This is a genomic window from Xylophilus sp. ASV27, assembly GCF_016428875.1.
Taxonomy (GTDB): domain Bacteria; phylum Pseudomonadota; class Gammaproteobacteria; order Burkholderiales; family Burkholderiaceae_C; genus Xylophilus.
In genome coordinates, this window is sequence record NZ_JAELTO010000297.1 from 1 (window position 1) to 401 (window position 401).

A 401-nucleotide genomic window follows, 5' to 3' on the forward strand; every position below is an offset into this window, starting at 1 on the left:
CCCCCCCCCCCCCCCCCCCCCCCCCCCCCCCCCCCCCCCCCTTTTTTCAAGCCGAAGACGTCATACGAGTTTTCCTGTTCGGTGTGGTGGGCTCGGTGATGTTTATAAGAGACAGCCCGCCGCCGGCGGCTGGTCAGAACGCGGCCACCCCGGCACATGCAGCGCCTGCGGCCGCAGGCGCGGGCGCGGCAGCCGCGGCGCCGCGCAAGCCCTGGGCCGGCATGCTGGGCGGCCTGGCCGCCGGGCTGGGCGGGGGGGGGGGGGGGGTCTGACGCTGCCGACGAAGAGAACCTAGTGTAGTGGTAGGGGGTGGGGGGATGATTGAAAAGGGGGGGGGGGGGGGGGGGGGGGGGGGGGGGGGGGGGGGGGGGGGGGGGGGGGGGGGGGGGGGGGGGGGGGGG

Annotated in this window: 1 pseudogene; it reads left to right on the top strand. The window is 77.8% G+C overall.

The features are described from left to right. Positions 1-272, top strand: a pseudogene (locus JHD63_RS22960) (hypothetical protein); the annotation flags it as partial. Between the last annotated feature and the right edge of the window lie 129 nt (positions 273-401).